Genomic DNA, 24,947 nt, shown 5'->3' with positions numbered 1-24,947 from the left:
TATACCCAACGAGGCTAAAGAACGTAGGTCAGGTCACGCTCCTGCGTGCGGCAGTCCATGTCCAGCCCGCGGTCCCGGTGGTCGGCGATCTCGGCGGTGGCGCCGATGGTGCGGCCGAACAGGAAGAGCGTGAAGGCCAGCTCCTGGACCTGGCGGAGGGAGATCCGGCCGGCCTGGTAGTCCTTCCACACCAGCTTCAGGGTGATCACCGCCAGGACGGCGTCCACGTTCACGCAGAAGACGTTCTTGGTCACGCCTTCCGCATAGAGCTCCTTCACCAGCAGGCGGTAGAACTCCCAGAAGGCGTTGTAGACCCCCTTCTCGGCGAGCATCCCCGACACGAACTGCTCCCGCGGATCCACGTTGATCTTGTTGCCGCGGAAGACCGGATGGTTGATGCAGGGGATGGGCTTGACGACGACATCCTCCACTTCCTGGGCCTGCTTCTTGTAGGCGCCATAGGCCCGGGCGGCCCGGTTCGCCATCCCCTTCAGGTCCAGGCCATGGGCCGGATCGCCGGGATCCGCCAGCTCCACGCCGCGGAACTGCTCCAGCAGGAATTCGATGGCCTCATAGCCGTTGCCGCCGTGCGCGCGGCCGGTGTTCGCCAGGAAGCCCACGAAGGCCATGGAGATGTCGTTGCGGGCGCTGACGCTCTCCTTGGCCCCCTTCGAGGAGAGGGTACCGGGGCCGTTGGTGAGCGTGAGCCCCAGCATCGTCTGGAATTCCAGCAGCTCCAGGGGGCTCGGGACGTGGCCGAAGAGCACCTTGAACGCGTTCTCCGTGAAGCTGTGGTTGAGGTTGGACAGCTTCTGGTCCACCAGCTTCTTCCAGTGGGGGTTGTGCTCCCGGTTCACCACGGAATAGGCCACCACGCGGGACATGAGGTAGAAGTAGGTGACCGCGTCCTCCACGAGCTGCCGGCTGATGCGCTTCTCCAGCATGGGGTTCCAGAGGATGCACACGGCGATGGTGGCCAGCAGGAACTCGTAGGTATCCCGGATCTCGAGGCCCCGCTTCTCGGCCAGGTCGATGATGTGCTGGCAGACCTTCAGGGCCACGCAGGACTTCTTGGACTTCTTGACCTCCTTGAACAGCAGCTCGGACACGTCCGTCTTCCTGGAGGGCTCCGGCCGCAGCAGGTGCTTCTCCACGAAGGCGTCCAGCTCCGGGGGGAAGGTCTTCGTGTGCTCATCCAGACCGAACTCGCGGATGAGGTCGATGATGAACCGAGAGTGGTCCCGGGATTTCGCCAGCAGCTCCTTGTCGCCCACCAGGGCGATCTGGGAGGCCAGGCAGGCATTCGGAAGGCACCCGTTGGCCCGGCCCACGTCGATGAGCTCCATGCGCCGCTCGTCGATCTTCATGAACAGGTTCAGGATGAGGTTGAGCGTGGGGATGTCCGCCTTCTCCGGCAGCACCTTGGCCAGCGAGAAGAAGAGGTTCTCCTCCAGGGTGTTCAGGGACAGGTCCAGCACCGTCTTCCCGTGCAGCTCCGCCACCTGGGTCTCCGGGCTCATCCGGGAGGCGCCGGACTTGTCGGCCATGTTCTGCCGCAGGTAGTGGGCGCCCACCTGCTTGTTCACTTCGATGATCTGGTGGTCATAGGGCGCTGGAGCCTGGCTGATGGGAAGGTCCAGCGACGAGGGCAGCTTCACCAGGGCATCGCCCAGCCACAGTTTCAGGGACAGGTCGCCCGTGGTGGGGAAATCGGGCTTCTCGTCGATCTTCTCGTAGACGGCCCGCACGGCGTCCGGGATGTACTGAATGCTGGAGACGCGCACGCCCCGCTTGCTGACCTGGCAGGTCTTCGGGTCGAAGACGTCCACCCCGAAGTACTCGTCGAACCAGCGTTCCTTGCTCTCGGCGTCGTCGCCGCTTCCCGACAGCGCCCCCGCATGGCCGCAGGCCCGGGTGATGTTCTTCTTCCAGCGCCCGGTGACGCAGGCGATGATCGGCTTGGTGAAACCGAAGGTGCGGTCCTTGATCCAGTCCAGCGCCATCTTCTCGTAGTAGCCGCCGGGCTCGACGTAGATCACCACGGCCTTGGTGCGGGGATCGTTCTGCGCCGCGTAGAGGAACTCGGGCAGGGCGAAGTGGATGTAGACGTCCTTGCCGCTGGACACGGCCGTGCTGATGCCGAAGCCCGCGGTGCGGAGGTACTCCGCCATGGTGGTGGTGAAGTTGCCGGAGTTGGAGTGGATGGCGATGGAGCCCTTCACGAGCGTCTCATCGGGGTGATCGCCGCCCAGGCTGCCGCCGATGCGGACCCGGTCCCAGGCGTTGGCCATGCCCAGGCAGTTGGCGCCGATGACGTCCACGCCGGCTTCCTGGCAGAGGGCCCGGATGTTGCGGGAGTCCCGGGCCGGCACCTTCTCGGTGACGATCACGATGCGCTTGAGCGCCTCGTTGTGCGTCACCAGCTCGGAGACCGCCTTGCACACGCCCTGGGGCGGAATGTAGACCACGCCCATGTCGAAGGCGATGCCCTTCTCCATGACCTCGCGGATGCTGCGGTAGACGGGAATGGGCCCCAGCTTCGTCTCCAGGCTGCCCCGGCGGCCATACTGCACGCCGGCCACGATGTTGCCACCGCTGTACTCGTGGGACACGGGCGTCACCTTGCGGCTTTCGCTGCCCAGGATGTTCATGACGCAGACGCGGTGCTCGCGGGTGACCAGCTCTTCGAGGGAGTGCAGGCCCACGTAGTAGGGGAAAGGCTTCGTCTTCAGTCGTCGCATGGCTGTCTCCTAGGCCCGGACCTGGGTTTCAATCTGCTTGCGGTAGGCCTCTGCGCCTTCGGCCCGCCACCACTCGTCCACCTTCTTCGCGTATTCGAGCGTGAGGATCATCGAGGTGTCGTGCCCGAACACCTTGTAGGGGAAGCGCAGCCGGTCGAGGATGTCCTTGGCGTAGAACATGCCCTTCACGACGTTGGGACCGCCCCGCCCGATCACCACGTAGAGCGGCTTCCAGCCAGCCTTGGACACGTGATCGCGCAGGGCGTCGAACACGCCTTTGAAGGTCACGTAGATGTCCGTGTTGTTGGCCTTGCCCCCGATGAGCAGCAGCATGCTGGCCTTGTCATACCAGTGCTCGAAGGCGATGCGGCTGATCTCGTAGATCTTCTCGTAGGGGGGGTTTCCGCCAAAGTCAGACGAGAAGATGGCCGCCTCGCCCAGGGTCTCGGTGCCGGCGCTGTTGGCCCCGCCGCCGAACATGAAGGGGATGATGCTGCCGTTCGGGTTCATCTCCAGCACGTCGCTCTGGCCCTGGTAGGTGCGCAGCTCGTTGATGTCCGCCTCGAAGGCCGTGGTCTCCGTCTGGAAGAGGGCATCCGGCAGGCCGATGCGCTTCCAGGCCGGGTTGTCCTGGTCGAAGCTGGCCTTCACGTCGCAGGCCACGGGCAGCACCTGGTTGCCCTTGCGCTGCACGCGGATGGGGTTGAGCTCGATGGTGGTCAGGCCGTAGCCGTCGTAGAGCTCCCACAGCTTGGGCAGGTGCTGGACCAGGGCCGAGATGAAGGCCTCGGGGCAGCCGGTATCCGTGAGGGCGTTGGTGATCTCGAAGGCGTTGATCCCGATGAACGGATCGATCTCCACCACGGCCTTCTTTTCAGCCGGCAGCTCCTCGATGTCCACCCCACCCCAGGGTGTGATGGTGAACACCGGACCGCGGTGCACGCTGGAGCTGGAGATGCTGAAGTAGACCTCCAGATCCGACGGGACGAAGGCCTCCATGGTCACGCCATTGGCCGTGACCGTCTTGTTCCCGTAGACGTGCTGGGCGAAGAACAGGTCCCGCTTGGCCTGGAGGGCTTCCTGGAGGGTGCTCACCACCCGCACCAGGCCGGCCTTCCCCTTCTTGCCCACGCCGCCGTAGAAGGCCGGCTTCACCACCAGCTTCCTGTGCTTCTCGAGGAACTGCTGGATGTCCTGGTTGGTCGCGGAGCCATCGATGAACTCCGCCGTGGGGAACTCGACCAGCTGCAGAAGCCTGGAGCCGTGTCGCAAGCCCGAAAGTTGCATGATCCTTCCTCCGTCGACGATGGCAATGAACTGGAGTGCCGGTCCACCTGGAGGGCCCGGGTCCATATAAATGATATTTAGATCGTTTTTGATGGCAAGAGCAAAGATGACTCTTGAGTCGTAATACGATGCCTCTTTTGATTACCCATGGATAATCTTCGCGGCGATCCCATTGGACCACCGTCAACCTTTCAGATTCCTTGCAACCGCCGTCGTGACAGAGGCTGGCCCCCTGTCGCGACAGCTGATCCCGGTCCAGTTCAGCCCCGGGTGTCGGTGCTGGCCTTCACGAAGGCCGTGAAGAGGGGGTGGGGGCTCAGGGGGCGGCTCTTGAACTCGGGGTGGAACTGGCAGGCCAGGAAGTAGGGATGGTCCTTCAGCTCCACGATCTCCACGAAGACGCCATCCGGGCTCATGCCGGTGAACGACAGGCCCTTGTCCTCCAGGGCCTTCCGGTACTCGTGGTTGAACTCGTAGCGGTGGCGGTGGCGCTCGCTGATCTCGGTGGCGCCGTAGGCCCTGGCGCCCTGGCTGCCGGCGGTGAGGCGGCAGGGGTAGGCCCCCAGGCGCATGGTCCCGCCCAGCTCCTCCACGTCCACGAGTTCGCGCAGCTTGAAGATGACGCGGTGCTTGGGCGCGTCGTCGAACTCCGTGGAATCGGCCCCCTCGAGGCCCACCACGTTCCGGGCGAACTCCACGGAGGCCATCTGCATGCCGAGGCAGATGCCGAAGAAGGGGATGCGCTGCTCGCGGGCGTACTGGATGGACTTGATCATGCCGCGGGTGCCACGCACGCCGAAGCCGCCGGGCACCAGGATGCCGTGGCAGTCCTGGAGGAAGCCGGCCGGATCCTGGTCCTCCAGCTCCTCGGCCTCGATCCACTTGAGGTCGACCTGGGTCTCCAGCCCGTAGCCCGCGTGATGCAGGGCCTCGATGAGGCTCTTGTAGCTCTCCTTGAACTCCACGTACTTGCCCACCACGGCGATGCGCACGCTGCCCTTGGGGTTGCGGATGCGGTGCAGCAGGTTCTGCCAGGCGCTGAGGTCCGGCGTCTTTTCGCCCAGGCCCAGCAGCGCGGCGACCTTGGTGTCCAGGCCCTCGAGGTGCAGGTTCAGGGGCACCTCGTAGATGGAGTGGGCATCGCGGCCACTGAACACGGCATCGGGCGTCACGGAGCAGAACAGGGCGATCTTGTCCTTCAGGTCCCGGGGGATGTCCACGTCGGCGCGGCAGAGCAGCACGTCGGGCTGGATGCCCAGGGCCCGCAGCTCCTTCACGCTGTGCTGGGTGGGCTTCGATTTCAGCTCGCCCGCGGTCTTGATGTAGGGCACGTAGGTCAGGTGCATGTTGATGGCGTTGGCCTTCATCTGCGAGTCAAGGCCCGCCTCCAGCTTGAACTGGCGGATGGCCTCCAGGAACGGCTGGCTCTCGATGTCGCCCACGGTGCCGCCGATCTCCACGATCACCACGTCCATGTCCTTGGCGACCTTCTTCATCACGCCCTTGATCTCGTCCGTGATGTGCGGGATCACCTGCACGGTCTTGCCCAGGTAGTCGCCACGGCGCTCCTTCTGGATCACCGTGTTGTAGATGCGGCCCGTGGTGATGGTGTGGTTCTGGGTGGTGGGCACGGAGGTGAAGCGCTCGTAGTGGCCCAGGTCGAGGTCGGTCTCGGCGCCATCGTCGGTGACGAAGACCTCGCCGTGCTGGAAGGGCGACATGGTGCCCGGATCCACGTTGAGGTAGGGATCCATCTTCATGAGCGTGACCTTGAGGCCGCGGGCCTCCAGCAGCGCACCGAGGCTCGCCGCGGCGATGCCCTTGCCCAGGCTTGAAAGCACGCCACCGGTCACGAACACATACTTGGTCATGGAATCTCCTACATCTCGTCGGGGGCCTGGATGCCCATGAGGAACAGGCCCTGGCGCAGCGCGCGGGCCGTGGCCACGCACAGGGCGAGGCGGGCCTCGCGGACTTCCGGGGTGTTCTCGGGGGCCAGGATGGGGCAGTTCGTGTAGTAGCCGCTGAAGGAGCGGGCCACGGCCACCAGCTGGCGCGCCAGGGGGGTGGCCATGCAGCCCTCAGCCACGGCGGAGACCGCCTGGGGCAGGCCGGCCAGCTCGAAGAGCAGGGCCTGCGCCTCCGGGGCCTGCAGGCCGGAGAGATCGGTGGGCAGGGCCATCTCTTCGAAGGGCAGCACGGGGCCGAGCGGGTCCCCGGCCTGGGCTCGGGCCGCCCAATCGCCGGTGGCCTTGCGCAGCACGCTCATGATGCGGGCGTGGGCGTACTGCACGTAGGGACCCGTGTCGCCATCCAGCGCGATGACGCGGTCCCAGGTGAAGGTGATGGGCTTCACGCGGTCGTTCATGGCATCGAAGAACACCACGGCGCCCATGCCCAGCATTTCGGCCACCTCGGCCTTGTCCTTCAGGTCGGGATTCTTCTCGTCGATGATGGCGGCCACGCGCTCGCGGGCCTCATCCAGCACGTCCTCCAGGAAGATGACATTGCCCTTGCGGGTGCTCATCTTGCCCTCGGGCAGCTTCACCATGCCAAAGGGCGTGTGCAGCATGCGGCCCTTGAACCAGGGATCCAGCTTGTCGAGCACGGCGAAGATCTGCTGGAAGTGCAGCACCTGGTCCGTGCCCACCACATAGAGGCAGCGGTCGAAGGCGTAGGCCTCCTTCCGGTACAGCGCCGCCGCCAGGTCACGGGTGGCATAGATGCTGGTGCCATCGCCCTTCTGCACGAGGCAGGGCGTGCTGATGCCCACGTCCTCCAGGTTGATGATGCGGGCGCCCTTGTCGCCCTCCACCAGGAGGCCGGCCTGCTCCAGGCGATCCATGGTGGGAACCAGCTGGTCTTCGTAGAAGGCCTCGCCCTGCTCCAGGGTGTCGAAGCTCACGCCCAGACGATCGTAGATGCGCTGGAATTCCTTCAGCGAGATCTTCCGGAACCAGCTCCAGAGGCGCCGGGCCTCGGCATCTCCAGCCTCCAGCCGCTTGAACCAGCCCCGGGCCTCGTCGCGCATGGCCGGATCGTTCTCCTCTTCGGCGTGGAAGCGGACATACAGCTGGAAGAGGCGGAACAGCGGCGTGCGGCGCTTGTCGGGGGCGGGCTCGGCCCAGTCGAAATCCTTCTCCAGATCGGCGTTGTCCGCCTGGGCCCAGCGGGTGTAGGCCGCCAGCAGCGTGCCGAACTGGGTGCCCCAGTCGCCCAGGTGGTTGAGGCGGGTCACCTCGTAGCCCAGGAACTGATGGGTCTGGGCCAGGGCATGGCCGATCATGGTGGATCGCAGGTGGCCGATGGTGAAGAGCTTGGCGATGTTGGGCGAGCTGTACTCGACGATCACCTTCTTGCCGTTGGCCCGGCGGGAGCCATAGGGCCTGCCGGCCGGGGCTTCCAGGATGGCGCCCAGCACGGCCTTGGCGCGGGCTTCCGGGGCCAGCTTCAGGTTCAGATAGGGGCCTGCGGCCACGAGGATCCCGCCTTCGATGGACAGGGATCCGGCCAGCTCCTGCGATAGCTGCACGGGGTTCTTCCCCAGCTGCTTGGCAGCGCGGAAGCAGGGGAAGGCCAGGTCGCCCACCTCGCCGGACTTGGGCCGTTCCAGCGCGATGTCCACGCCAGGCAGGGCCGCCGCCAGCTGCTGTTCGAAGGTGTGCCGCAGGGTTTCCATTCAGTCCTCAGTCGGCCAGCTCGGCCAGGGCCTTTTCGTACTCTTCGGGCTTGGGGGCCACGCCGTGCCAGCCAGCGTTGTTCTCCATGAAGCTCACGCCCTTGCCCTTCACGGTGCGGGCGCAGACCATCGCGGGCTGACCCTGGATGGTGCGGGCCCAGGCCAGGGCCTCCAGGATCTGGGTGAAGTCGTGACCGTCGATCTCCTTCACGGCCCACCCGAAGGCGCGCCACTTGTCGGGGACCGGGTTGATGTTCATCACCTTCTTCACGTCGCCATCGATCTGCAGGCCGTTGAGGTCGTGGAAGACGCAGAGGTTGTCGAGCTTGTGGTGGGGCGCCGCCATCGCCGCCTCCCAGATCACGCCCTCCTGGCTCTCCCCGTCGCCCACCACGCAGTAGACGCGGCTGGCGGAGTTCTGGACCTTCAGGCCGATGGCGATGCCCACCGCCTGGGGCAGTCCCTGGCCCAGGCTGCCCGTGGTCACCTCCACGCCCGGCGTGTAGTGGTTCTCGGCATGGCCCTGGAGCTTGGTGGGGTACTGGCGGAAGGTCTCCAGCCAGGCTTTGGGGAAGAAGCCCTGGTCCGCCAGCAGCGCGTACTGGGCCGGGCAGGCGTGCCCCTTGGAGAGCACGAAGCGATCCCGGGCGGGGTTCGCGGGGTTCTCCGGGAACACCGTCATCTCGTGGTAGTAGAGCACCACGCCGATGTCGATCCAGCTGAGGCTGCCCCCGGGATGGCCGCTCTGGGCCTTGTAGACCTGCAGCAGGATATCCCTGCGAAGGGCTTTCGCCTTCGCCGCCATATCCACGACGGACTCCAGTTTCTGCTGCGGCATGACCCCATCCTTCCCGGGAGGCCATTCGCCTCCGATTAGGATGGCCGAGGGAGGCCCCCTCCGGAAGGGGTCGAATGACCCCTGGGACCCGCCTTTTGCCCTTGACCCATGGGCTGTTTGCGATAGGATGGTCTTTCGCGCTTCCCCAAGCCCCTGTACGGGGGACTGCCCCGGAAGCTGGAGATCTGAACATGGCCAATCACAAGTCTGCTGCCAAGAAGGCCCGTCGCGATGCCGAGGCCCGACTCCGTAACCGCAGCAACCGCTCGACCCTGAAGACCGCCGTCAAGAGCTTCCTGGCCCTCATCGCCGGGGGCAAGAAGGACGAGGCCGCCAAGCTGCTGCCCTCGACCCAGGGCCTGGTCGACAAGGCCTGCCGCAAGGGCGTCATGCACAAGAACGCCGCCGACCGCACCAAGTCCCGCCTGGCTGCCAAGGTCAACAAGCTGGCCTAAGTAGCCATCAAGCCATCTCAAAGGACCCGGAGAGCCGGGTCCTTTTTGCGTTCCAAAAGCTGAAATAAGCAGAGGCCTCCGCTTCCCTCTTTCTTTCGTCCACACCTCCCCTGCCATGCTTGAGGCATGATCCCGGTTCTCCTCCTCGCTGCCCCTGCCCCGACCCCCGAGGCCCAGAAGATCGAGGCCCTGATCCAGGCCGTGGCCGACCTCCAGGGTGCGGTCTTCATCCGCAATGGGACCGAGCACTCACCGAAGGAGGCGGCGGACCACCTCCGCCTGAAGTGGAAGAATGCCGGCCGCCGGGTGAAGACGGCCCCGGAGTTCATCCAGTACTGCGCCAGCGGCAGCAGCCTGAGCGGCAAGCCCTATGAGATCCGGCTCCAGGACGGCCGCACGGTCCCGGCCCGGGACTGGCTGTGGACCGAGTTGAAGCGGATGGAGTCAGGACACTAGGTCCAGGCCGTCGGCACTCGCGACTCGTCCTTCGGCACCTTGGTCCAGTCGAAGGCCCCGATGAGGTCGGACGCTGTGCATGGCTCCGGCCGGTCCAGGCAGCCCAGGCTCCAGCCCAGCCAACCGAGGGCCTCTGCAGGGGAAACGCCCCTGGCAGCCAGGGCCTCCAGTCCCAGGGCGCCCGCCCGCTTGCCCAGGCGGGTGCCATCGGGGGCCGCCACCATGCCGAGGTGGGCGTAGGTCGGGCGCGGCAGGCTCAGGGCCTCCTGGAGGCGGATCTGGGTGGCGGTGACGGAGCGGAGATCGGCGCCGCGCACCACCTCGGTCACGCCCTGGGCACCATCGTCCACGACCACGGCCAGGTGGTAGGCGAAGCAGCCATCCCGCCGGAACAGCAGCGGATCGCCGGTGAGGGCGACAGGATCATCGACCTGGGCTCCCAGCAAGCGGTCCTCCCAGGTCAGCGGACCGTCGGAAAGCCGCAGGCGCAGGGCGCGGTCGAAACCCTCCCAGGCCCGCCCACGACAGCGGCCCGGATAGGCACGCAGGCCATCTTCCGTATGCGGCGCCGAAGCCAGCAGCTGCAGGTCCTTCCGGGTGCAGAGACAGGAATACAGGCGGTTCGCGCGGTGCAGGGCGGTCAGGGTCTCCCGGTAGACCGCCGAGCGATCGGATTGCCAGAGCACGGGCGCATCCGATTCAAGTCCCAGGGCGGCCAAGTCCCGCAGCTGGGCTTCGCCCAGGTCCCGGCGGCAGCGGGGGCCATCCACGTCCTCCATGCGCACGATCCAGCGTCCACCCGCCTTCCGTGCGGACAACCAGGAGGCCAGGGCCGTGCGCAGGTTGCCCAGGTGGAGGACGCCGGTGGGCGAAGGGGCGAAGCGGCCGAGGGTCATCCGATTAGCATAGGGTGATGTCCCTGCTCCGCCGCCTGCCCCCGGTGCTCCGCGCCCTCCTGGCCCAGGCCCTGGCCTTCGGGGCGCTGGTGGCCCTGGTGCGGCTGGGCGTGCGCTTCCCGCCCCTGGTGTGGGTGCTGCTGCAGTCCGTGCTGGCGGTGTTCCTGTCGCGGTGGCTGGACCTCGGCCCCCGCTGGGTCTTCATGCAGGCGGCCCTGCCCTTCCTGGTGCGGGCCCTGTGGGGGGCGCCCATTCCCGCCTGGGTCTACCTCCTGCTGTTCCTGGGGCTGGCCCTGGTGTTCGGCGGCGGGCTGCTCACGCGCGTGCCGCTCTACCACGCCAGCGAGGACGCCTGGGAGAAGCTGGAGGGCCTGCTCCCCGGGCACCCAGGGGCGCGTTTCGTGGACCTGGGCTGCGGCTTCGGTGGTCCCGTGGCACACCTCGCCAAGGTCCGACCTGATGCGGTCTTCGTGGGTGTCGAAGCCTCGCCCGCCACCTGGCTGGTGGCCTGGCTGCGCTGCCTGCCGCGCCGGAACGCCCACATCCGCCTGGGCAGCCTCTGGCGCACGGATCTCACCGGGTTCGACGTGGTCTACGCCTTCCTTTCCCCGGTGCCCATGCCCGCCCTCTGGGCCAAGGCCCAGCGGGAGCTGAGGCCAGGCAGCCGCCTCGTCAGCCACAGCTTCGAGGTGCCCAACGAAACGCCCCACCGCGTGATCCCCGTGAAGGGGCGCGAAGGGGCGCGGCTGCTGGTCTTCGAGCTGTAGCTACCAGCCCAGCAGGTAGGCGAAGATCAGCGGGGCCACGATGGTGGCATCGCTTTCCACGATGAACTTGGGCGTATCGATGCCCAGCTTGCCCCAGGTGATCTTCTCGTTGGGCACGGCGCCCGAATACGAGCCGTAGCTGGTGGTCGAATCGCTGATCTGGCAGAAGTAGCCCCAGAGCGGCACTTCGGTCAGTTCGAGATCCTGGTGCAGCATGGGCACCACGCAGATGGGGAAGTCGCCGGCGATGCCGCCGCCGATCTGGAACATGCCCAGGGTCGAGGTCTTGGTGACTTCCTGGTAGTGCTTCGCCAGCCAGGTCATGTACTCGATGCCCGTGCGCACGGTGTGGACGTTCTTCACGTCGCCCCGGATGACGGCGGCGGCGTACATGTTGCCCAGGGTGCTGTCCTCCCAGCCCGGCACCACGATGGGCACGCCCTTCTCGAGGGCCGCCAGCATCCAGGAGTGCTTGGGGTCGATCTGGTAGTACTCCTCGTACTTCCCGCTCTTCAGCACCTGCTGGAAGAACTCGTGGGGGAAGTAGCGCTCGCCCTTGGCGTCGGCGGCCATCCAGACCTCGAGCATGGCCTTCTCCATGCGGCGCATGGCCTCCATCTCGGGGATGCAGGTGTCGGTCACCCGGTTCATGTGCCGGCTGAGGAGGCCCGCCTCGTCCTGGGGGGTGAGGTCCCGGTAGTGGGGCACCCGCTCATAGAAGTCGTGGGCCACCAGGTTGAAGATGTCCTCTTCCAGGTTGGCGCCGGTGCAGACGATGAGGTGCACCTTGTCCTGGCGGATCATCTCGGCGAAGGAGAGACCCAGCTCGGCGGTGCTCATGGCCCCGGCCAGGGTCACCATCATCTTGCCGCCCTGCGCCAGGTAGACCCGGTACCCCTCGGCGGCGTCCACCAGGGCCGCGGCGTTGAAGTGCCGGAAATGGTGTTTCACGTAGCTTCCAACGGGCCCCAGGGCCGGCGTGGCGGTCATAAATCCTCCCAATCCTTTCATTGTGCCAGTGGATCGGGGGCATTTCCCGTCCAGAATTCAGGCCCGGGTCCTGCCGACCGATGAAAACGGCAGGAGCTGCAGCATGTTTTTCATCATCGGCTTGGTGGTGGTCTTTGGCGCGGTCATCGGGGGCTACCTGATGGAGGGCGGCAGCATCCCCACGCTGCTGCATCCGCTGCCAGCAGAGGGCCTGATCATCTTCGGCGCGGGCGTGGGCGCCTTCCTGGCCGCCAACCCCATGAACGTCATCAAGCGGGTGGCGGCGGACGTCATGAAGCCCCTCAAGGGGAGCCCCTATACCAAGGCCGTGTACATGGAAGTCCTCATGATGCAGTACGAGGTCTACGTGAACATCAAGAAGGGTGGCCTCCTGGCCCTGGAGCAGGATGTCAACGACCCGCACAATTCGGCCATCTTCAAGAAATACGAGACCTTCACGCACAATCACCACGCCCTGGATTTCTTCTGCGACTCCATGAAGCTGCTCATCAACGGCAGCGCCAAGATGGACGAGATCGACATGGTCATGGACGCCGAGCTGGACGTCCACCACGCGGAGAATGCCGCCCCCGGTGCCGCCATGGGTGCCCTGGCCGACGCCTTCCCGGCCTTCGGCATCGTGGCCTGCGTCATGGGCGTGGTCATCACCATGGGTTTCCTGGACCAGCCGCCCAACATCATCGGCGGCAAGGTGGGCGCGGCCCTGGTGGGCACCTTCCTGGGCATCCTGCTGGCCTACGGCGTGTTCCAGCCCCTGGCCAAGAACATCGACGCCGTGAACGCCGTCGAGGCCTACTACTTCAACTGCATCCGGTCCGGCCTCACCAGCTTCGGCAATGGCGCCGCCCCCATCACCGCCGTGGAGTTCGCCCGGCGCAACATCCCCTCCACCGAACGGCCCGGTTCCGGCGAGTTGGAGGAAGTGGTGCGGCAGATCAAGCCGAGGTGATGACCTATGGCTGATCAACAGCAACCCGAAGTCAAAATCAAGTTCGTCAAGAAGAAGGGTGGCCACGCCGCCGCCCATGGCGGGGCCTGGAAGGTGGCCTACGCCGATCTGGTGACCGCGATGATGGCCTTCTTCCTGCTGATGTGGCTGCTGAACAGCGCGGACAAGAACACCAAGGCCGGCATCGCCGGGATGTTCCAGGACGCCAACTTCTTCAACAGCGAGCGGGGCAAGGAGATCCTGGCCAACCACGGCAAGGGCATCCTGCCCGGTGGCCGGGGCATGGCCCCAGGCCCCGATGGCGACGGTGGCACCGACACGGCCTCGGAGACGCCTGGCGCTGCCGAGGAGGAGAAGAAGGTCATGGAGGCCACGGCTGAGGCCATCGAGAAGGCCTTCCAGCAGGACGAACTGCTCCAGGCCTTCCAGGACCAGATCAGCATGGATTTCACCGATGAGGGCCTGCGCATCCAGATCCAGGACAAGGCCGCGCAGGTGCTTTTCGATTCCGGCAGCGCCACCCTCAAGAGCTACACCCTGTCCATCCTCAAGGAGATCGCCAAGGAGCTGGGCAAGCTGCCCAACCGCGTGGTGATCGGCGGCCACACGGACAGCCAGCAGTACTCCAACAAGGACCGCACCAACTGGGAGCTGAGCGCCGAGCGCGCCAACGCCGCCCGGCGGGTGATGGAAGGCGCCGCCGGGGGACTCCGCCCGGGCCAGGTCCGCCGCGTCACCGGCTATGCCGACACCATCCCCATCGAGGGCAAGGATCCCAAGGATCCCCAGAACCGACGAATCTCCATCATCGTGGTCTCCGCCGCCAACGAGGCCGCCGAGTCCAAGCACCAGAAAGCCCAGCCCAGGGAGACGGACCGCAAGGCCGCCGCCAGCCCCAAACCGGAACCGGCCAAGCACTAGCCGATCGAGCGGGAACAGGGCCGCGCCCGGCGAAGGGAGACAAGCAGAGGCCCCGGCTCTGCCGAGCCTCTGCGCGGGGGCCCGGGGGTATGCGCGCAGCGCGGAACCCCCGGACGGCACAAACAAAGAAGCGCCCGGAGGTGCGGGCGCTTCGAGAGGGTAGGTTTGGCGGGATTTCGAGTGGTGGGGTGGTTGAGCGGGAGTCCCGCGGACGGGACTGGTGTCAAGTGGTGGGATGATTGGTGGCGGGAAGCCCTTGCGGGCACCTCGCTGGCGAGTCTATCACCGATCCGGATCCGGCAGCTCGAAGGCGGCCGCGTCCACGCCGCCCTTCCCCCAGTTTCCGAACAGCAGCTCGGCCCGGGCGCCGGAAGGCTCCTCGATCACCATCTTCGAGAGCACCGCCTGTCCGTGGCTCTGCACCGGCGCCCCGAACAGCGCGGTCCGCTGCACCTTCCCGGAGGCCAGACGGAACTCTGCCTTGAGGGGCAGAGTCCCCTCCCTGGCCACCCAGAGCAGCACCTTGCGGGCGCTCAGCGCGGGGCGTTTGGCCGCCAGCTCCAGCCGCCAGCAGTCCCGTCCCTCCAGGCTCTCCTCGGCCAGGGCCTCCACGCTGTAGTCCTCGCGGAAGCGCGTGCGGGCCACGTCCCCGCCCGCCGCCGGCCCCATCATGCGCTGCTGGGGCGTGACCTTCACGGGTCGCTTGGTACCGGGCAGCAGCAGCCACATCTGGTCGCCCTTGAGCAGTACCGCCCGCCCCTTCTCCTTCTTGGAGAGGCCGTCCAGACGGGCATCGCCATTCTCCCTGGCCGACACCTTCCACTGCTGGGACACCCCGGGGGCCTTCAGGGTGAGCTCCATGGTGAAGACGGGCCAGGGGTGGCGCAGGCGGTCCACCCGGGCCAGGATCTCCTCGCCGCTCTGGGCCAGGGCCGGCAGGGCGGCGAACAGCAGGAGCGTCGGAGGTGGAAGAATGCGCATCAGCGGCGCCCGTAGTCGTCCTGCAGCCGCTCGATGTCCGCCTCGTCGAAGGTGCCGAGGCTGACCTCCAGCACCCGCACAGGGTGAGGTGCATCGGCGTCACAGCGCAGGCGGTGGGTGCTTCCCAGGGGCAGCCAGATCTCGTCGCCGACGGCGGGCCGCAGCTCCTCGCCATCCAGGTCCACCACCACGCCCGGATCCAGGGCCACCCACAACTCACCGCGGTGGCTGTGCCGCTGGAGACTCAGCTTCTGGCCGGGATTGCAGGTGAGGATCTTCACGGTGCAGGGCGTGTTCAGGGCGTACTGGTCGAAGCAGCCCCAGGGCTTGTCGACGTGGAGGGTTTCAGGTTTGTTCATGGGTGTCCTCAATCGGAAAGCTAAAGCAGATCCTCGCGGCCTTCGGCCTTGAGCCGCTCCACGATCTGCTTGACGGTCTGGGCGCGGTCCCGGCGGCAGATGAGGAGGGCATCCTCGGCATCCACCACGATGAGGTCGTCCACGCCGCTGGCGGCGATGAGCCGGCTCCCGCCGAAGAAGGCGCTGTTCCGGGTGTCGAGCAGCAGGGTCTCGCCCACGCTGACGTTGCCCTCGGCATCGGTGTCCTGGAATTCGATGGCCGCCGGCCAGGAGCCCACGTCGGACCAGCGGAAGCGCGTGGGCACCACGGCGACCGTCTCCGCCTTTTCCATCAGGGCCACGTCGATGGCCAGCTTGGGCAGCTGGCGATAGGCCGCAGCCAGGGTGGCGGGATCGGCCCCGGCCTTCATCCAGGCGTCGAGGGGCGCCAGCACCTCCGGCGCGTGCTTCTGCAGGCCTTCGCGGAAATCCGCCAGGGTCCAGACGAACATCCCGGCATTCCAGTAGTGGCGGCCGGATTCGAGGTACTGCACGGCCACTTCGACGGGCGGCTTCTCACGGAAGGCCCGTACCTTCAGCACGGGACCGTGGCCTTCGGATTCGATGTAGCCGTAGCCGGTCTCGGGATAGGTGGGTTTGATGCCGAAGGTGACCAGCTCCCGCTCCCAGGCCGCGTGCTTCACGGCGAGGTCGAGATCCTCCAGGAAGAGCTCCCGGTCCCCGATCCAGTGGTCCGCCGACAGCACCGCCATGACGCCGTCCGGGAATTTCTTCTCGATCTCCACCAGGGCCAGGGCCAGGCAGGGGGCGGTGTTGCGACCCTCGGGCTCGACGAGGACGTTTTCCGGGGGCAGCTCCGGCAGCATGCGCCGGGTCTCCTCCGCCAGGTCCTCCGTGGTGACCACGAAGATGCGCTCGGGGCTGACGTGGCCATCCAGGCGGCGCACGGTCTGGTGCAGCAGGGTCTCCGTCCCCACGATGGCCAGGAACTGCTTGGGCCGTGCGTTGCGGCTGCGGGGCCAGAACCGCGTGCCCCGCCCACCGGCCATAACGACCGCGACCAAGGATTGATGACCATTCGTGCCCGACATCAGATCTCCTCCCCATCCGCCCAAGCGCGGGAGGTCTCGCGCATCGCCGCAGGCGATGCCGAGAAGACGACCGCGACCAAGGATTGATGACCATTCGTGCCCGACATCAGATCTCCTTCCCATCCACCCAAGCGGATACCCACAACCTACCGCGCCAGGGTCGCGACCAGCCGGCCGAGATCGCCCGGAGGCACCGGCTGGGGCTCCAGGACCATGGCGATGGGCTGGGCCACGAGGGCGCCACCTACTTCGCCGAGGTAGAAGCCGCTCTCGCCACGGTCCAGGCGGCGCACGGCCTCGGCGCCCCAGCGGCTGCCCCAGATGCGATCCATGGCCGAGGGGCTGCCCCCGCGCTGAACGTGGCCCAGCACCACCACCCGGAGGTCCAGGGGGTGATCCCGCTTCAGGCGCTCGCCCACGGCCATGGCCCGGCCGACTGTGTCGCCTTCGGCCACCACCACGATGGAGCTCCGCTTGCCGCGCAGCCAGCTGGCCTCCAGCTGGGAGACCAGGACTTCATAGCTGTCATCCGGAGACTCCGGATAGAGCACGGCCTCGGCCCCGCAGGCCAGGGCGGTATGGACCGCCAGCATGCCCGAGCTCCGGCCCATGACCTCGACCAGGAAGAGGCGGCCATGGCTGGAGGCCGTGTCCCGGATGCGGTCGATGGCCTCGACGGCCGTGTTGAGGGCCGTGTCGAAACCCAGGGTCCGCTCCGTCCCGGCCAGATCGTTGTCGATGGTGCCCGGTATCCCGGCGCAGGCCACGCCGTGCTCCCGCTGCAGGGCCTCCGCGGCCCGGAAGCTGCCGTCGCCACCGATGACGACGAGCGCCTCGATGCCCGCGGCCTTCAGATTCCCGGCGGCCTTGGCACGGGTGGCGGGTTCGTGGAATTCGGGACAGCGGGCTGTCTGCAGCATGGTGCCGCCCCGCTGCAGGATGTTGGCGCAGGCCCGGCTGGGCAGCGGGGCCATGTCGCCCTCGAGCAGCCCCTGGTAGCCCCGGTGGATGCCCCAGGCCTCATGGCCCAGCGCATCGGCCTGGCGCACCGCGGCCCGGATGGCCGCATTCATGCCGGGGGCGTCCCCCCCGGAGGTCAGTACACCGATCTTCATTGGTTCTTCCCCTTGGCTGCAGGCTTGGCGCTGGATGCAGCCCCCTTGCCCTTCTTGGCGCTGGTCTTCCCCTTCTTCACCTTGCCCTTGGCCTTTCGGCCCTTCCGGCTGTCCTTCACATGGGCTTCCGGCGGTGGCAGCGGGGGAGGTTCTACGATGCCCCGGGGCACCGGCGGCAGGTCCCCTTCCGAGACCCCCTGGGCCGCAGCCCGCTGCGCGCGGGCGCGGAGGACCGGATCCTCCTGAGGCGCAGTCGAGGCAACCAGGCTCAGGGCCAGGCTGCTGATGAACAGGACACGACGCGGCATGATCCCTCCAGGGATCAGATTATCCCGCATCTGGCTGGTTCAGCCCTCGGCCTTCTTGGCGGCGGCCTTCTCCTTGAGGGCCTTGGCGAAAAATTCCGCCACCACGGAATCCGCATCCACCTTGGTCACGTCGGCCATCTGGGGCTCGCGCTGCAGGATGTCCCGGCCCGAAGGGGCCATCTTGGGCAGGTGATCGTCCGAGGGTTGCAGGCGCCCCAGCACGTAGTGGGCCACCTCGATGAGGCTTCGTCCCACCTTTTCCAGCTTCTGCCGCACCACGTCCTGGTACTGGTAGAGGTCGAAGGCGCCCTGGATGTTGTAGGCCCCGTTGTCCGCATGGAAGCCGATCTGCTCGAGCTTGGCGGTCAGCGTCTCCAGCTCGTCGGAGGGAGGGACCAGGTTCCGCAGGATCTCCTGGCATTCCCTGGAGAGGGTCTGGATCTCCTCGAAGCTGTTCTGGACCACCTCGATCTGGTCGAGCACACGCTCAGCGCCCCCCTCCTGCTCACGGGCAATCTGCATGAGCTGATCAGGGATGGCCTGGTTTTCTTGGGGCTTATCCTGCATGGGAGGGCTCCATGCCCCCCGTATCGGCCACCCCTCAATAATCTTTGAATTCGTCGCGTCCGCTCCCTCGCGATAAACTTGTTAATTCGGGATCAATCCTGGCCCGATTTTCCCAAGTCCGGAGTTTTCATGACCATGCAGTCGAATTCCACTCCGGTGCCCATGGATGGAACGGCCCTGGCCGCCTGTCTGATCCCCTTCCCGGCCTCCACGAAGCTCCACGTGGCCGGGTCCCGGCCCGGCGTGCAGGTCCCCTTCCGCCAGATCCAGCTGCACCCCACCCGGGATTTCAAGGACCAGCTCACCGAGAACGAGCCGGTGGTGCTCTATGACACCTCGGGCCCCTACACGGATCCCAGCGTCACCATCGACGTGGCCAAGGGGCTGAAGCCGCTGCGGCAGGACTGGATCCTGGGCCGCGGGGACGTGGAGGAGCTGCCGGGAGCCACCAGCCTCTACCGCAAGCTGCGGGAACGGGACAAGGACCTCGACGCCATCCGCTTCCACGCCGACCGCAAGCCCCTGCGGGCCAAGGCCGGCCGGAACGTCAGCCAGATGCACTACGCCAAGCAGGGCATCGTCACCCCCGAGATGGAGTTCATCGCCATCCGCGAGAACCTGGGCCGCGACGCCGCCGGCCTGAAGAGCCGCATTACGCCCGAATTCGTGCGGGACGAAGTGGCCCGGGGCCGCGCCATCATCCCCGCCAACATCAACCACCCGGAGACCGAGCCGATGGTCATCGGCCGGAACTTCCTGGTGAAGATCAACGCCAACATCGGCAACTCCGCCGTGGCCTCCAGCATCGAGGAAGAAGTCGAAAAGATGGCCTGGTCCATCCGCTGGGGCGCCGACACGGTGATGGACCTCAGCACCGGCAAGAACATCCACGAGACCCGCGAGTGGATCCTGCGCAACAGCCCCGTGCCCATTGGCACCGTGCCCATCTACCAGGCCCTGGAGAAGGTCAACGGCAAGGCCGAGGACCTGACCTGGGAGATCTTCCGCGACACGCTCATCGAGCAGGCCGAGCAGGGCGTGGACTACTTCACCATCCACGCCGGCGTGCGGCTGCGCTACATCCCGCTGACCGCCAAGCGCGTCACCGGCATCGTGAGCCGCGGCGGCTCCATCCTCGCCAAGTGGTGCCTGGCGCATCACCAGGAGAACTTCCTCTACACGCACTTCGAGGACATCTGCGAGATCATGAAGGCCTACGACGTGGCCTTCTCCCTGGGCGACGGACTCCGCCCCGGCAGCACCGCCGACGCCAACGACGAGGCCCAGTTCGGCGAACTGGAGACCCTCGGCGAGCTCACCAAGATCGCCTGGAAGCACGACGTGCAGGTGATGATCGAGGGCCCCGGCCACGTGCCCATGCACCTCATCCAGGAGAACATGACCAAGCAACTGGAAGTCTGCGATGAGGCCCCCTTCTACACCCTGGGCCCCCTCACCACGGACATCGCGCCGGGCTACGACCACATCACCTCGGCCATCGGCGCCGCCATGATCGGCTGGTACGGCTGCGCCATGCTCTGCTACGTGACGCCCAAGGAGCACCTGGGCCTGCCCAACAAGAAGGACGTGAAGGACGGCGTCATCGCCTACAAGATCGCCGCCCATGCCGCGGACCTCGCCAAGGGCCACCCCGGCGCCCGTATCTGGGACGATGCCATGAGCAAGGCCCGCTTCGAGTTCCGCTGGGAGGACCAGTTCAACCTGGCCCTGGATCCCGACACGGCCCGGGAATTCCACGACGAGACGCTGCCTGCGGAGGGCGCCAAGTCCGCCCACTTCTGCTCCATGTGCGGCCCCCACTTCTGCTCCATGAAGATCTCGGACGATGTGCGGCAGTACGCCGAGAGCCATGGCTACAACGAGGAGGAGGCCCTGCAGAAGGGCATGGAGGAGATGGCGGAGACCTTCGTGCAGAAGGGCGCCGAAGTCTACCTCCAGGCCTGACCCGGTCCCGGCCCGCAGGTCCGGGGGTCCCGGACTTGCCCGATCGGGCCCTGCTCAGCCCTGGATACGCGTATCATCGGGGCGGTTCCACCACCCCAAGGAGACTCCCATGGCCGCGAAGAAGATCCTCATGCTCGTCGGTGACTTCGGCGAGGACTACGAGATCATGGTGCCCTTCCAGGCCCTGCTGGCCGTGGGGCACACCGTGCATGCAGTCTGCCCCGACAAGAAGGCCGGCGACTCCGTGGCCACGGCCATCCACGACTTCGAGGGTCACCAGACCTACTCGGAGAAACCGGGCCACCGGTTCACCCTCAACACCAGCTTCGCGGATGTGAAGCCTGAAGCCTATGACGCCCTGGTGATCCCCGGCGGCCGGGCTCCCGAGTACCTGCGGCTCAACCCGAAGGTGCTGGACCTCGTGCGGCACTTCTTCACGGCCAAGAAGCCGGTGGCGGCCATCTGCCATGGCGCCCAGCTGCTGGCCGCAGCCGGCGTGCTGGAGGGGCGCACCTGCTCCGCCTATCCCGCCTGCCGGGCCGAGGTGGAGGTGGCCAAGGGGAAGTATGCCGAGATCGCCATCGACGGCGCCGTCACCGACGGGAACCTGGTCACCGCCCCCGCCTGGCCCGCGCACCCGGCCTGGCTCGCCCAGTTCCTCCAGGTGCTCGGAACCCGCATCACCCTGTGAGCCGCCCCTGACCATGTCGAACACGCTCCGCTTCTCCAAATTCCACGTGCTCGGAAACGACTACCTCGTGGTGGATCCGACCCGGACCGCCTTCGAGCCGGCGCCCCCGCTCATCCAGGCGCTCTGCGATCGCCGGCTGGGCATCGGCTCCGATGGGCTCCTGCTGGGTCCGCTGGAGGTGCCGGAGCATCCGGGCGCCTTCGGGCTGCGCATCTTCAACCCGGACGGCAGTGAGGCGGAGACCAGCGGCGACGGCCTCCGCATCTTCGCCCGCTACCTGTTCGAGGCGGGCCACGCGCATGGCACCGAGTGCCAGATCCACACCCTGGGTGGCCTCTCCGCTGCGCGCTTCCTGGCGCCGGATGGCAGCCTCGTCCAGGTGGATATGGGCGTACCCAGCTTCAAGGCGGGCGACATTCCGTTCACGGGCATCTCCTCCCAGCTCGAAGTCCTGGAAACCCCGCTCTTCCTCCCCACGGGCCCAGTCACCATCACGGCCCTCAGCCTGGGCAACCCCCACTGCGTGGTCTTCCCGGGCGAGGTCTCCCAGGCCAATGCCTGCCGCCTGGGGCCCAGGATCGAGCGACACCCGGAGTTCCCCGAGCGGGTGAACGTCCTGCTGGTGGAGGTGGTCGACCGCAGGCGCATCCGCATCGAGATCTGGGAGCGGGGCGCCGGCTACACGCCCGCCTCGGGCAGCAGCTGCGCCGCCGCCGCCGCCTGCCGGCGCCTGAACCTGGTGGAGGATCGCGTCACGGTCCAGATGCCCGGCGGCACCCTCGACATCGAGTTCGCACCCGAGGGCCACATCCTCATGTCCGGCCCCGTGCAGCCCGTCTTCGAGGGGCAGCTGCACGGTGACTGGAAGGCCTGAGAGGGGACCGGGAATTCTGGCTCTCGTGCTTCATTGAATTTTCTTGGCGATTCAATGGCCCTGTCGGATACTGTCGTTCCACAGGATCTTTGTCAGTTTCATCACGTGATATCCAGAAAGGTGGAGGGACGGGCCCTGTGAAACCTTGGCAACCTGCGAAAGCAAGGTGCCAATTCCTGCCGCGAGTCCTCGCGGAGAGATGCTGACGTGTCGGAAGCTGACATGCGAAGGGGCCCGAGCAATCGGGCCCCTTTGCGTTTTGGATCGCGATGAAACGATGAGGATCCTCCTTCCCTGGAGGTTCTTGTGAGCGAGCAGTTCCTCGATACCAACGTGCCCGGCAACCCGGCCTACCACTTCACCATCCAGCCCCCCGGGCGGGAGGGCAATGCGGGCTGGATCCACCGGCCGGGCCTCGTGCCCGACGCGGGTGTGGCCACGCAGTGCGTCCATGGCGGCGTGCAGCCGGATCCCGCCTATGGTGCCGTGATGCCGCCCCTGTACCTCTCGTCCACCTTCGCCTTCAAGGACATCTGCACCAACGCGGGCTACGACTACACCCGCAGCGGCAACCCCACCCGCGCGGTCCTGGAGGAGGCCATCGCCCTGCTGGAGGGCGGCCACGGCGCCACCTGCACCAGCACCGGCATGAGCGCCATCCTGGTGGCCCTGAACCTGTTTGAGCACGGCAGCCACCTCATCAGCACCGTGGACTGCTACGGGGGCACCTTCCGCCTGCTGGAGCACGCCAAGAAGGCCTATGGCCTGGAGGTCACCTACCTGGACCTGGCGGACCTCGAGGCCGTGAAGGCCGCCATCCAGCCCAACACCCGCATGATCTGGATCGAGACGCCGTCGAACCCCCTGCTCCGCCTCACGGACATCGCCGCCGTGGCTGCCATCGGCCATCGCCAGCCGAACTGCCTCGTGGCCGTGGACAACACGTTCCTGTCCCCCTACCTGCAGCGGCCCTTCGACCTGGGCGCCGACCTGGTCATCCACTCCACCACGAAGTACCTCAACGGCCACAGCGACGTGGTGGGCGGCATCGTCGTCTCAGCCCCCGGCCGGCTCGCCCTCACCCAGCAGATCCAGAGCGTGAACAACCTGCTGGGCACCTCGCAGGCGCCGCACGACTGCTTCCTGGTGCTGCGCGGCCTGAAGACCCTGCCCCTGCGCATGCGCCAGCACGAGGCCACCGCCCAGGTACTGGCGGAGTTCCTCGCGGCCCATCCCGCCGTGGGCAAGGTCCACTACCCGGGCCTGCCCGGCCACCCGCAGCATGAGCTGGCGAAACGCCAGCAACGCGGCTTCGGCGCCATGCTCAGCTTCGAGCTGAAGGAGGGCGGCAACGAGCGCCTGAACTACGTGCTGCGGCGCTTCCGCTGGTTCACGCTGGCCGAGAGCCTGGGCGGCGTGGAGTCGCTGGTGGCCCACCCCGCCTCCATGACCCACGCCTCCATGACGCCCGAGGCCCGCCGGCGGGCGGGCATCAGCGATGACCTCATCCGGCTCTCCATCGGGCTCGAGGACGTCCGGGATCTGCAGGCCGACCTGGCGTACGCGCTGACCTTCTCCTGAGGGCTACTGAACGCTGACCAGCTCCACGTCGAAGATCAGGTCGGCGTTGGGGGGGATGTCCCCGCCCGCGCCCCGGGGGCCGTAGCCCAGGTAGGAGGGAATGTAGAGGGTGCGCTTGCCGCCCACCTTCATGCTGATGACACCCTCGTCCCAGCCCTTGATGACCCGACCCACGCCGATGGGAATGGCCAGGGGCTGCCCACGGTCCACGGAGCTGTCGAACTTCTTGCCGCGACCGTTCCGGCCGTCGTTGAGCCAGCCGGTGTAGTGGACCAGGCACTGCTGGCCGCGAGCCGGCGAGGCGCCCGTGCCCACCACGGTGTCGACATACTTCAGGCCGGAATCGGTGGTGATCATGGCGGGTCCTTTCGTCTTGTCGGGCGTGGCCGCCTTCGCCTTGGCTGACTGGGCGGGGGCCGAGGGCTTCGCGGTGTCCGCGCCGGCCAGGGGGAGGGCGATTGCAAGAATCGCCACGCAAAGGGCTGATCTCATCCGGTCGTCTCCTCTGAAATGGACCGCCCCGCTGACGCGGGGCGGGTGTTGCTGGCTCCGGAGGAGGGATTTGAACCCCCGACCTAGTGATTAACAGTCACCCGCTCTGACCCCTGAGCTACTCCGGAAAAAGGTCGAATGATCATTCTACCGGATGGGGGCTGGGTTTCAAGCGCAGGGCTCGGGGACCTGTGATCGGCGTCGCCGGGCCTAGGCGCGCTGGAGTTCCATGAGCACCTGGCGGGCGGCGGCCTTGAGCGTCTCGATGACGCCCGTGCCCTTGTTGGCCACGGCCTCGATCATGGGCTCGTTCCGGAACCGGAGGAGGCGCTCCATCTCGGGCACCTGGGCCGCCGAGGGCATGTCCCGCTTGTTCAGCTGCAGGACGTAGGGAATGGAGCGGATGTCGAACCCGTTCTCCTTGAGGTTGGTGGCCAGGTTCGCGATGGACTCGATGTTGGCCTCCATGCGGGCCTTCTGGCTGTCAGCCACGAAGATGATGCCGTCGCAACCGCGGAGGATCAGCTTGCGGCTGGCGTCGTAGAAGACCTGGCCCGGCACGGTGTAGAGGTGGAAGCGGACCTTGAACCCCTTCACGGTGCCCATGTCGAGGGGCAGGAAGTCGAAGAACAGGGTGCGGTCCGTCTCGGTGGCGAGGCTGACGAGCTTGCCGCGCTTGTCCGGGTTGGCCTGCTCGAAGATCCACTGGATGTTCGTGGTCTTGCCGCAGAGGCCCGGCCCGTAATAGACGATCTTGCAGTTGATCTCACGCGACGCGTAGTTGATGAAGGTCATGGAACGCCCTGGTAAGAGTGCCTAACAAAACCCCCACGGGGTCGCGCGAGGGCCGCCGGGCGAGTGAGGCGAGGAGCGCGAGGAGATGCGTAGCGGGTACTACGCGCGACGAGCGTGACGCTGCATCG

24 protein-coding genes, 1 tRNA gene and 1 riboswitch are annotated in these 24,947 nt (G+C 66.7%); of the genes, 9 read left to right on the top strand and 16 right to left on the bottom strand.

The features are described 5' to 3' along the window. Window positions 1-14: 14 nt before the first annotated feature. The 5 genes from QOZ81_RS02420 to QOZ81_RS02400 form a co-directional block, all read right to left on the bottom strand. On the bottom strand, window positions 15-2,741 hold the full coding sequence (locus QOZ81_RS02420) for a citrate/2-methylcitrate synthase (RefSeq protein ID WP_291202133.1): 2,727 nt from the start codon (window positions 2,739-2,741) through the stop codon (window positions 15-17). 9 nt (window positions 2,742-2,750) lie between these two features. Beyond that, the gene (locus tag QOZ81_RS02415; protein WP_291202136.1) at window positions 2,751-4,028 is read right to left on the bottom strand and encodes an ATP citrate lyase citrate-binding domain-containing protein; all 1,278 of its coding nucleotides are present in this window, start codon (window positions 4,026-4,028) and stop codon (window positions 2,751-2,753) included. 260 nt (window positions 4,029-4,288) lie between these two features. Beyond that, entirely contained in the window at window positions 4,289-5,899 is a 1,611-nt protein-coding gene (locus tag QOZ81_RS02410; protein WP_291202139.1) for a CTP synthase, read from the bottom strand. Window positions 5,900-5,907: 8 nt separating this feature from the next. Beyond that, window positions 5,908-7,707, bottom strand: a complete 1,800-nt coding sequence (gene argS / locus QOZ81_RS02405; protein ID WP_291202143.1) for an arginine--tRNA ligase — start codon at window positions 7,705-7,707, stop codon at window positions 5,908-5,910. Between the two features lie 7 nt (window positions 7,708-7,714). Next, window positions 7,715-8,545, bottom strand: coding sequence for a transketolase (locus QOZ81_RS02400; protein WP_291202146.1), 831 nt, complete (start codon window positions 8,543-8,545; stop codon window positions 7,715-7,717). Between the two features lie 191 nt (window positions 8,546-8,736). Here QOZ81_RS02400 and rpsT point away from each other — a divergent pair, with 191 nt between their 5' ends. Together rpsT and QOZ81_RS02390 are read left to right on the top strand one after the other, a co-directional pair. Continuing rightward, entirely contained in the window at window positions 8,737-9,000 is a 264-nt protein-coding gene (gene rpsT, locus QOZ81_RS02395; protein WP_291202149.1) for a 30S ribosomal protein S20, read from the top strand. 126 nt (window positions 9,001-9,126) lie between these two features. Continuing rightward, window positions 9,127-9,456, top strand: a complete 330-nt coding sequence (locus QOZ81_RS02390) for a DUF5329 domain-containing protein (RefSeq protein ID WP_291202152.1) — start codon at window positions 9,127-9,129, stop codon at window positions 9,454-9,456. Here QOZ81_RS02390 and gluQRS read toward each other — a convergent pair. Next, window positions 9,453-10,352, bottom strand: coding sequence for a tRNA glutamyl-Q(34) synthetase GluQRS (gluQRS, locus tag QOZ81_RS02385; RefSeq protein ID WP_291202155.1), 900 nt, complete (start codon window positions 10,350-10,352; stop codon window positions 9,453-9,455). The two genes, QOZ81_RS02390 and gluQRS, sit on opposite strands and share 4 nt — an antisense overlap. 17 nt (window positions 10,353-10,369) lie before the next feature. On the opposite strand from gluQRS, the gene QOZ81_RS02380 reads away from it, so the two are divergent. Then, complete coding sequence (locus QOZ81_RS02380) at window positions 10,370-11,119, top strand: class I SAM-dependent methyltransferase (RefSeq protein WP_291202158.1); 750 nt, start codon at window positions 10,370-10,372, stop codon at window positions 11,117-11,119. Here QOZ81_RS02380 and QOZ81_RS02375 read toward each other — a convergent pair whose 3' ends face one another. After that, a complete protein-coding gene (locus tag QOZ81_RS02375) occupies window positions 11,120-12,109 on the bottom strand; it encodes a deoxyhypusine synthase family protein (protein WP_291202160.1) in 990 nt (329 codons plus the stop codon). 103 nt (window positions 12,110-12,212) lie between these two features. Here QOZ81_RS02375 and motA point away from each other — a divergent pair, with 103 nt between their 5' ends. Then, a complete protein-coding gene (motA, locus tag QOZ81_RS02370; RefSeq protein ID WP_291202163.1) occupies window positions 12,213-13,079 on the top strand; it encodes a flagellar motor stator protein MotA in 867 nt (288 codons plus the stop codon). 6 nt (window positions 13,080-13,085) lie between these two features. Continuing rightward, window positions 13,086-14,000: a flagellar motor protein MotB gene (locus QOZ81_RS02365; protein WP_291202166.1), complete on the top strand. Its 915-nt coding sequence runs from the start codon at window positions 13,086-13,088 to the stop codon at window positions 13,998-14,000. A gap of 282 nt (window positions 14,001-14,282) precedes the next feature. Here the strand turns inward: QOZ81_RS02365 and QOZ81_RS02360 are convergent, their stop codons facing one another. The 6 genes from QOZ81_RS02360 to QOZ81_RS02335 all read right to left on the bottom strand — a co-directional run bounded on the left by QOZ81_RS02360 (window position 14,283) and on the right by QOZ81_RS02335 (window position 18,421). Further along, window positions 14,283-14,981: an outer membrane lipoprotein-sorting protein gene (locus QOZ81_RS02360; protein WP_291202169.1), complete on the bottom strand. Its 699-nt coding sequence runs from the start codon at window positions 14,979-14,981 to the stop codon at window positions 14,283-14,285. Then, window positions 14,981-15,340, bottom strand: a complete 360-nt coding sequence (locus QOZ81_RS02355) for a phosphomannose isomerase type II C-terminal cupin domain (protein WP_291202172.1) — start codon at window positions 15,338-15,340, stop codon at window positions 14,981-14,983. The genes QOZ81_RS02360 and QOZ81_RS02355 overlap by 1 nt, the downstream gene beginning before the upstream one ends. A gap of 20 nt (window positions 15,341-15,360) precedes the next feature. Continuing rightward, window positions 15,361-16,404, bottom strand: a complete 1,044-nt coding sequence (locus QOZ81_RS02350; RefSeq protein WP_291202176.1) for a mannose-1-phosphate guanylyltransferase — start codon at window positions 16,402-16,404, stop codon at window positions 15,361-15,363. A 173-nt stretch (window positions 16,405-16,577) separates the two neighbouring features. Continuing rightward, complete coding sequence (pfkA, locus tag QOZ81_RS02345; protein ID WP_291202178.1) at window positions 16,578-17,546, bottom strand: 6-phosphofructokinase; 969 nt, start codon at window positions 17,544-17,546, stop codon at window positions 16,578-16,580. Beyond that, complete coding sequence (locus tag QOZ81_RS02340) at window positions 17,543-17,854, bottom strand: hypothetical protein (protein ID WP_291202181.1); 312 nt, start codon at window positions 17,852-17,854, stop codon at window positions 17,543-17,545. Before QOZ81_RS02340 ends, pfkA begins: the two co-directional genes overlap by 4 nt. Window positions 17,855-17,893: 39 nt before the next feature. Beyond that, window positions 17,894-18,421, bottom strand: a complete 528-nt coding sequence (locus QOZ81_RS02335; RefSeq protein ID WP_291202183.1) for a hypothetical protein — start codon at window positions 18,419-18,421, stop codon at window positions 17,894-17,896. Window positions 18,422-18,556: 135 nt separating this feature from the next. Here QOZ81_RS02335 and thiC point away from each other — a divergent pair, with 135 nt between their 5' ends. The 4 genes from thiC (at window position 18,557) to QOZ81_RS02315 (ending at window position 23,532) form a co-directional block, all read left to right on the top strand. Next, on the top strand, window positions 18,557-20,386 hold the full coding sequence (thiC, locus tag QOZ81_RS02330; RefSeq protein ID WP_366083002.1) for a phosphomethylpyrimidine synthase ThiC: 1,830 nt from the start codon (window positions 18,557-18,559) through the stop codon (window positions 20,384-20,386). A 109-nt stretch (window positions 20,387-20,495) separates the two neighbouring features. After that, on the top strand, window positions 20,496-21,077 hold the full coding sequence (locus tag QOZ81_RS02325) for a DJ-1/PfpI family protein (protein WP_291202189.1): 582 nt from the start codon (window positions 20,496-20,498) through the stop codon (window positions 21,075-21,077). 13 nt (window positions 21,078-21,090) lie between these two features. After that, the gene (gene dapF / locus QOZ81_RS02320; protein WP_291202192.1) at window positions 21,091-21,951 is read left to right on the top strand and encodes a diaminopimelate epimerase; all 861 of its coding nucleotides are present in this window, start codon (window positions 21,091-21,093) and stop codon (window positions 21,949-21,951) included. A 105-nt stretch (window positions 21,952-22,056) separates the two neighbouring features. Then, a riboswitch (SAM riboswitch) is annotated at window positions 22,057-22,157 on the top strand. Window positions 22,158-22,257: 100 nt separating this feature from the next. Then, entirely contained in the window at window positions 22,258-23,532 is a 1,275-nt protein-coding gene (locus QOZ81_RS02315; protein WP_291202195.1) for a trans-sulfuration enzyme family protein, read from the top strand. A gap of 3 nt (window positions 23,533-23,535) precedes the next feature. Here the strand turns inward: QOZ81_RS02315 and QOZ81_RS02310 are convergent, their stop codons facing one another. From QOZ81_RS02310 to QOZ81_RS02300, 3 genes are all read right to left on the bottom strand, one after another. Beyond that, window positions 23,536-24,024 carry an FKBP-type peptidyl-prolyl cis-trans isomerase gene (locus tag QOZ81_RS02310; RefSeq protein WP_291202198.1) on the bottom strand — a complete coding sequence of 163 codons (489 nt, stop codon included), beginning with the start codon at window positions 24,022-24,024 and terminating at the stop codon, window positions 23,536-23,538. 52 nt (window positions 24,025-24,076) lie between these two features. Beyond that, a tRNA-Asn gene (locus tag QOZ81_RS02305) sits at window positions 24,077-24,152 on the bottom strand. 82 nt (window positions 24,153-24,234) lie between these two features. Beyond that, window positions 24,235-24,819, bottom strand: coding sequence for a GTP-binding protein (locus tag QOZ81_RS02300; RefSeq protein ID WP_291202200.1), 585 nt, complete (start codon window positions 24,817-24,819; stop codon window positions 24,235-24,237). Between the last annotated feature and the right edge of the window lie 128 nt (window positions 24,820-24,947).

This window comes from Geothrix sp. (assembly GCF_030219325.1).
Taxonomy (GTDB): domain Bacteria; phylum Acidobacteriota; class Holophagae; order Holophagales; family Holophagaceae; genus Geothrix.
Note: the sequence above shows the minus strand (reverse complement) of the source record. Positions and strands in the feature narration are given on the sequence as shown.